Source organism: Candidatus Binatia bacterium (genome assembly GCA_036504975.1).
GTDB lineage: Bacteria > Desulfobacterota > Binatia > UBA9968 > UBA9968 > JAJPJQ01.
Genome location: DASXUF010000093.1, coordinates 1 through 5,737, shown reverse-complemented (window position 1 = coordinate 5,737; position 5,737 = coordinate 1). Strand labels below are relative to the sequence as shown.

4 protein-coding genes are annotated in these 5,737 nt (G+C 58.9%); all 4 read left to right on the top strand.

The annotated features are described in order from the left end of the window. On the top strand, window positions 1-1,481 hold a 1,481-nt coding region (locus tag VGL70_12100), incomplete at its 5' end, for a UbiD family decarboxylase (protein ID HEY3304267.1). 105 nt (window positions 1,482-1,586) lie between these two features. Further along, window positions 1,587-2,312, top strand: coding sequence for a hypothetical protein (locus VGL70_12095; GenBank protein ID HEY3304266.1), 726 nt, complete (start codon window positions 1,587-1,589; stop codon window positions 2,310-2,312). Between the two features lie 169 nt (window positions 2,313-2,481). Next, window positions 2,482-3,885, top strand: coding sequence for an NADH:flavin oxidoreductase (locus VGL70_12090; GenBank protein HEY3304265.1), 1,404 nt, complete (start codon window positions 2,482-2,484; stop codon window positions 3,883-3,885). A gap of 261 nt (window positions 3,886-4,146) precedes the next feature. Beyond that, window positions 4,147-5,601, top strand: a complete 1,455-nt coding sequence (locus VGL70_12085; protein HEY3304264.1) for a c-type cytochrome — start codon at window positions 4,147-4,149, stop codon at window positions 5,599-5,601. Window positions 5,602-5,737 lie beyond the last annotated feature (136 nt).

Genomic DNA, 5,737 nt, shown 5'->3' with positions numbered 1-5,737 from the left:
CGATGGCTCGTCCGGAGAAGAAGATAAGTCCGCTGGAGAGGGGAGTCGCGTATCGCGGCCTCCGCGACTGGCTCGACCGGGTCGATCGGCTGGGCGAGCTGCTGAAAATCGACGGCGCGCACTGGGACCGCGAGATGGGCGCGACGACCCAGCTCCTCACGCAGAGCAGCAAGGGGACGGCGCCGGCGATTCTCTTCGACGAGGTTCCGGGTTATGCGAAAGGCTTTCGAACTCTCTACGGCCAGTTCTCTTCGATCAAGAGAGTCGCGCTCACGCTCGGCCTGCCGCTCGAATACGAGCGCAAAGCGGACATCGTCAAGGCCTATCACGAGCGCATGCAAAGCATGAACTTCATCAAGCCGAAGTTCGTGAAGAGCGGCCCGATTTTCGACCACGTCCTCGAAGGCGACGACGTCGACGTGCTCAAATTCCCCGTGCCCATCCATCACGAGCTCGATCAGGCGCGTTACATCGGCACGGCCGATCTGGTCATCACCAAAGATCCCGACACCGATTGGTACAATCTGGGCGCCTATCGCTGCCAGGTCTACGACGGCAAAACCATCGGCTGCCAGATCACGGAAGGCAAGCACGGCCGAATTCACCGCGACAAATATTTCGAGCGCGGTCAGAGCATGAAGGTCGCCGTTGTGTGCGGCCAGGACCCCCTCCTTTATATGCTGTCGGCAAGCCCGCTACCGCGCGGCGTATCGGAATACGACTTCGCCGGAGGTCTCAGAGGCGAGCCGGTGGAAGTCGTCAAAGGCCCGTACACCGGCTTTCCGATACCGGCGGACGCCGAGATCGTCATCGAGGGCGAGGCCGTGCCCGGCCACGTGAAGCCGGAAGGGCCGTTCGGCGAATGGATGGGTTATTACTCCGACGACGTCGTGCCGCGCCCCTACATCGACGTGAAGACAATTCTCTACCGCGACGATCCGATTCTCACCTGCGCGCCGCAGCACAAGCCGGTGGACGAGACGGGTTTATTGAAAGGCATCGCCGGCGCGGCGGAGATCTGGCAGGCCCTGGAGGCGTGCGGCCTGCCGGAAATTCTCGGCGTGTGGAACCACGAAGGCGGACCGGCGACGCGCTTCACGGCGATCCAGATCCGCCAGCGCTATCCGGGCCACGCGCGCAACGTTCTGCACGTCGCCTCTTCCTGCGCCGCCGGCGCCTACAACGGCAAGTGGACGGTCGTCGTGGACGAGGACATCGACTGCTCCGACCTCGATCAGGTGCTCTGGGCGATGTGCACTCGCTTCGATCCGGTGACCGATATCGACACGATTCAGAAAGCCTGGTCTTCGGGACGCGACCCGATGTTTCTTCCGGGAAATTTCAACAACCGCATTCTGATCGACGCCTGCATGCCCTACGATCGCAAGCTCAAGGGTAAGTTTCCTACGGTTGTCGACGTGAGTGAAGAGTTGAGGGCGAAGCTGAAGAAAAAGTTCGGGAAAATTTTAGCCGGAGTGTGAGCACCCCCTCTCTTTCTCCCCCTTACAAAGGGGGAGACTAAGAGGGGGTCACCCCGACGGTGGTCCGTCCTTCGACGGATGCGCGCGGATGACGGAGTAGCGTTTATGTCTTATACCAGTTGGCGCGGAACCGTAGGTCTGATCAAGCCGACGCATCGACCGGGATCGTTGGAGGAATTCATCCGCCTGTTGCCGGAAGGCATCGGCGTAATTCCGTTGTTCGTGGGATTCAAGCGGGGAACGGAGGATGAATTTCGCGAGGCGCTCGATGCCTATGAATCCAAAGTCGCCGAGCTGGCGGGCTACAAGGTCGATCTCATCCATCCCGAAGGTGCGCCGCCCTTCATGGTCCACGGCTACAAAGGCGAGACGGAGATCGTCAAAGGCTGGGAGAAGAAATATAACGTCCCGATCGTGACCGCGAGCCAGACCCAGGTCGATGCTCTCCGCGCCCTGGAGATCAATCAATTCGTCGGCGTCACCTACTTTACCGGAAAGATCAACGACATGTTCTCGGCCTACTTTCGAGACGCCGGCTTCGAGGTCATGGCGATGGAAGGAATTCCGGTCGCCTTCGAAGACGTCGGCCGGCTTTCCTCGCAGGAAGTCTACGCCCACGCCAAAAAAGCCTTCTTGAATCATCCCAGCGCCGAGGCGATCTACATGCTCGGCTCCGGCTGGCGCACGCTCGATATCATCCATTTATTGGAGGAAGACCTTCAGGTTCCCGTCGTTCATCCCGTCCCCACGCGCGTGTGGGCCGTGCAAAAGCTCCTACACGTCAGGCAGCCCGCCACAGGCTACGGCCGATTGCTGCAAGAAATGCCGTAGCCGGCTGATTTTCTATACGCGTCAATTTTAGACCTACCCCGGCTCGCCGGCTTGAGCTTCGGTTTAGACCGGCACGCCTCAGTCATAGTCGGAAAAGAATTTTTTTATTGACAACGACATAAATCTTATATAACTCTTAGCAACAAAAACGATCTTCAGGGGGTGTTGGATGGCCGAGCAAAATATTCCCAGCCATTCCGCCGACAGAGACGTTATCTTCGAGCCCCTCAAGCTTAGTAAAAATCTGACGATCAAGAACCGGCTGCTGCGGTCGAGCATCTCGGGAATGTTCGACGATTATAACGGCCATGGGGGGAACGCCCGCCTCAACTGGGAGGAAAAGTTCGCCCGCGGCGGGATCGGCGCGATCATCTCCGCCTTCACGCCCGTCGCGGTCCGCGGCCGCATCCTGGTCCGCTACGCGATGATCGATCACGACAACAAGCTCGGGTTTTGGAAGGAGCTGGCGCGACGGATTCATCGACCCGAATACAACGGCTGCAAATACATCATGCAGTTGAGCCATTCGGGGCGCCAGCAGGACATGGGCGGCATCGAGAATCTTTTCTGGAAGCCGCTCAGCTCGACCAACACCAAGGACTTTTTCCACGGGATTCTTTCTCAGGCCATGACCAAAGGCGAGATCGCCGGAACCGTGCAATCCTTTGCCGAGGGGGCGGGGCGGGCTCGGGAGGCCGGGCTCGACGGCGTCGAGCTGCACGGCTCCAACGGCTATCTGCTCACGCAGTTTCTCAGCTCCGGCATCAACGACCGGGACGACGGATACGGCGGCGCGGTGGAGAATCGCAGCCGCTTCGTGCTCGAGGTCGTGCGCGCGATTCGAAAAAAGGTCGGCAGAGATTTCCACCTGCAAATGAAGATTAACGGCGTGGATCACAATAACTGGCTTTACCCCTGGCTGAAGCCGGGAAACTCGCTCGAGGAGACGCTTAAAATTTGCGAGATTCTGCGGGACAACGGCGAAGGGGTGGACGCGTTTCACGTTTCCAGCGGCAGCACTTTTCCCCATCCGCGCAACCCGCCCGGCGACTTTCCCCTGCTCGCCGCCCGGCGTTGGTACGATGGGATGCTGTCATCGGGCGTTCGGACGGTTTTCCCCAATTACATCGTGTTCCGCAGCCGGATTCTGGGGTGGCTGTTCCGGCGCTGGTGGATCTACCGCCGCGGGCCCATCATCGAGGGCATCAACGCCGCTTACGCGCGGGCGATCAAGCAGCATTTCAAAGACAAAGGCGATGAAATCCCCATCTTGTGCACCGGCGGATTTCAGCATGCTTCGGTCATCGCGCAGTTGATCCGCGAGGGATGGTGCGACGGCGTGACCATGGCGCGCCCGCTGATCGCCAACAACGACCTGCCGAAAATTCTCATGGAAAAGAACGGCCCGGATCCGGACAAGGAATGCACTTACTGCAACAAGTGCCTGGTGAACGACATCGAGAACCCGCTGGGGTGTTACGAGCTTTCGCGCTATGACGGCGCCACTTTCGATGAGAAGTATCGGAACATGATGGAAAGCATCATGTCGGTTTTCGACCCGCCGACGTACTGAACATCCGGTTTGGCGTGTAGCGACAGGAGCAGGGAACATGAAGAGCGAAGAGAGATTGACGCCGGTCGAAATCTACGAGAAGCGGCGATTCTGGATCGTTTGCTTGAGTCTATTGTTAGTCGCCTGCCTGATCTACCTTTATTTCTTTTAGGCTCGGCCGTCGGAGAAGATCGGGATGTCGAGATTTTTCGGGGCGCCGGCTCTTCGGGTCGTTATCAGACCGGGAAAAAACGAGGTTGGTCCCGGAAAGGGGATAGAGGCATGAAAACTCAGTCGAGCCTTGCTCGTCGCATGAAGACTTCTACGGGATTCGGCGTCATACGTCTCCTGCTCATTTTGGTCGTCCTCGGCGTGGTCGCTTATTCGATCTACAACCAGGTCAACCGCAGGAATATTCCGGTCGATTACGCCAACGACGAGCAACACTTCAAATACGGCTCCATCGGGAGCGACACGAACGGGATCCCATTTCTTATCTGGAAGGCCATGCCTCGAGTATGCTCTCACTTGATGCCGGGCGGGTTGCGCTCGATCGGCGTCGTCCAGGAAGTGGGAATGGATAGACCCATAGGTTTCTCGAAGCGCACCGTAGGACCTCTCGAACGCGTGGGGCCCACCTGCGCTCTCTGCCACACCGCGACGGTCAGGGAGACTCCCGACGGCAAACCCCAGGCCTACCTCGCCGCTTCCGCGCATCAGTTGAATCTCTGGGACTACTTCAACTTTCTCTTCCGCTGCGCCGAGGATGAGCGCTTCACGACCAAGAACGTCATGGCGGCGGTCGAGGAGACCGAGAATCTCGGCTTGGTCGATCGAATCATCACCAAGCTTTCGATCGAGCCGACGCGGAAGGCGCTCGTGGAAAGGGCGAAGGAGACGACGGCGATCTTCAAACGGCCGCTGTGGGGTCCCGGCCGGGTCGACACGTTCAATCCTTATAAAATTATAGTTTTCAATCTCGACATGACCACGGACGACACCATCGGGACGGCCGATTACATGACCATCTGGAACCAGCGGGGCCGCGAAGGTCAGTGGGTGCACTGGGACGGCAACAACAGCTCGGTGGACGAGCGCAACTTGAGCGCCGCCCTGGGCGCCGGCGCCACTCCGGAGACCCTGGACTTGGAACGGATCGAACGGATCAAGTCGTGGATTTGGAATCTCAAAGCGCCGCCCTATCCCTTTGAGATCGACCATGGCCTCGCGGCCAAAGGCAAGGGAATCTACCAGCGCTATTGCGCGCAGTGTCATGACCCCGGCGGCACGGAAGTCGGGAAGGTGGTTCCAAGCAAATATCTCGGCACGGACCCGGAGCGCGCCGATTCTTTCGACGAGGAAATGGCCAAGCGCATGAACACGATCGGCGCGGGTTACAAGTGGCATTTCACTCATTTCCGCGCCACGGACGGCTACGCCAATCACCTCCTGGACGGCAGTTGGCTGAGAGCGCCCTATCTGCACAACGGCTCGGTGCCGACCTTGAGAGATCTTCTGGAAAAACCCGGCAAGCGGCCGAAAGAATTCTACCGGGGGTACGATGTGTTCGACAAGAAGAAGGTCGGTTTTGTCTCGAACGTGGCCGCGGAAGACGGCAGAAAGTTCTTCAAGTTCGATACCCGGCTGCGCGGCAACGGCAACGGTGGACACCTCTACGGAACCGATCTGGGAGACGCGGAGAAGCAGGCGCTCGTCGAATACATGAAGACCCTCTGATCGGCACGCGGCCAAATGGCGTCGTTCTCTACCGAGGAGACCCGACATGAACAGCAAATATCGCAAGTGGTTCGGCAGAGTGGTGTGGTTCGGCATTCTGGCCAACTGGGGCTTTGGTTTTTGGGTCTTGTTTATC

Excerpts from the sequence above, each read along its gene's own strand:
- VGL70_12095 (HEY3304266.1), top strand. The coding sequence starts at position 1,587 with ATGTCTTATACCAGTTGGCGCGGAACCGTAGGTCTGATCAAGCCGACG.
- VGL70_12085 (HEY3304264.1), top strand. The coding sequence starts at position 4,147 with ATGAAAACTCAGTCGAGCCTTGCTCGTCGCATGAAGACTTCTACGGGA.
- VGL70_12090 (HEY3304265.1), top strand. The coding sequence starts at position 2,482 with ATGGCCGAGCAAAATATTCCCAGCCATTCCGCCGACAGAGACGTTATC.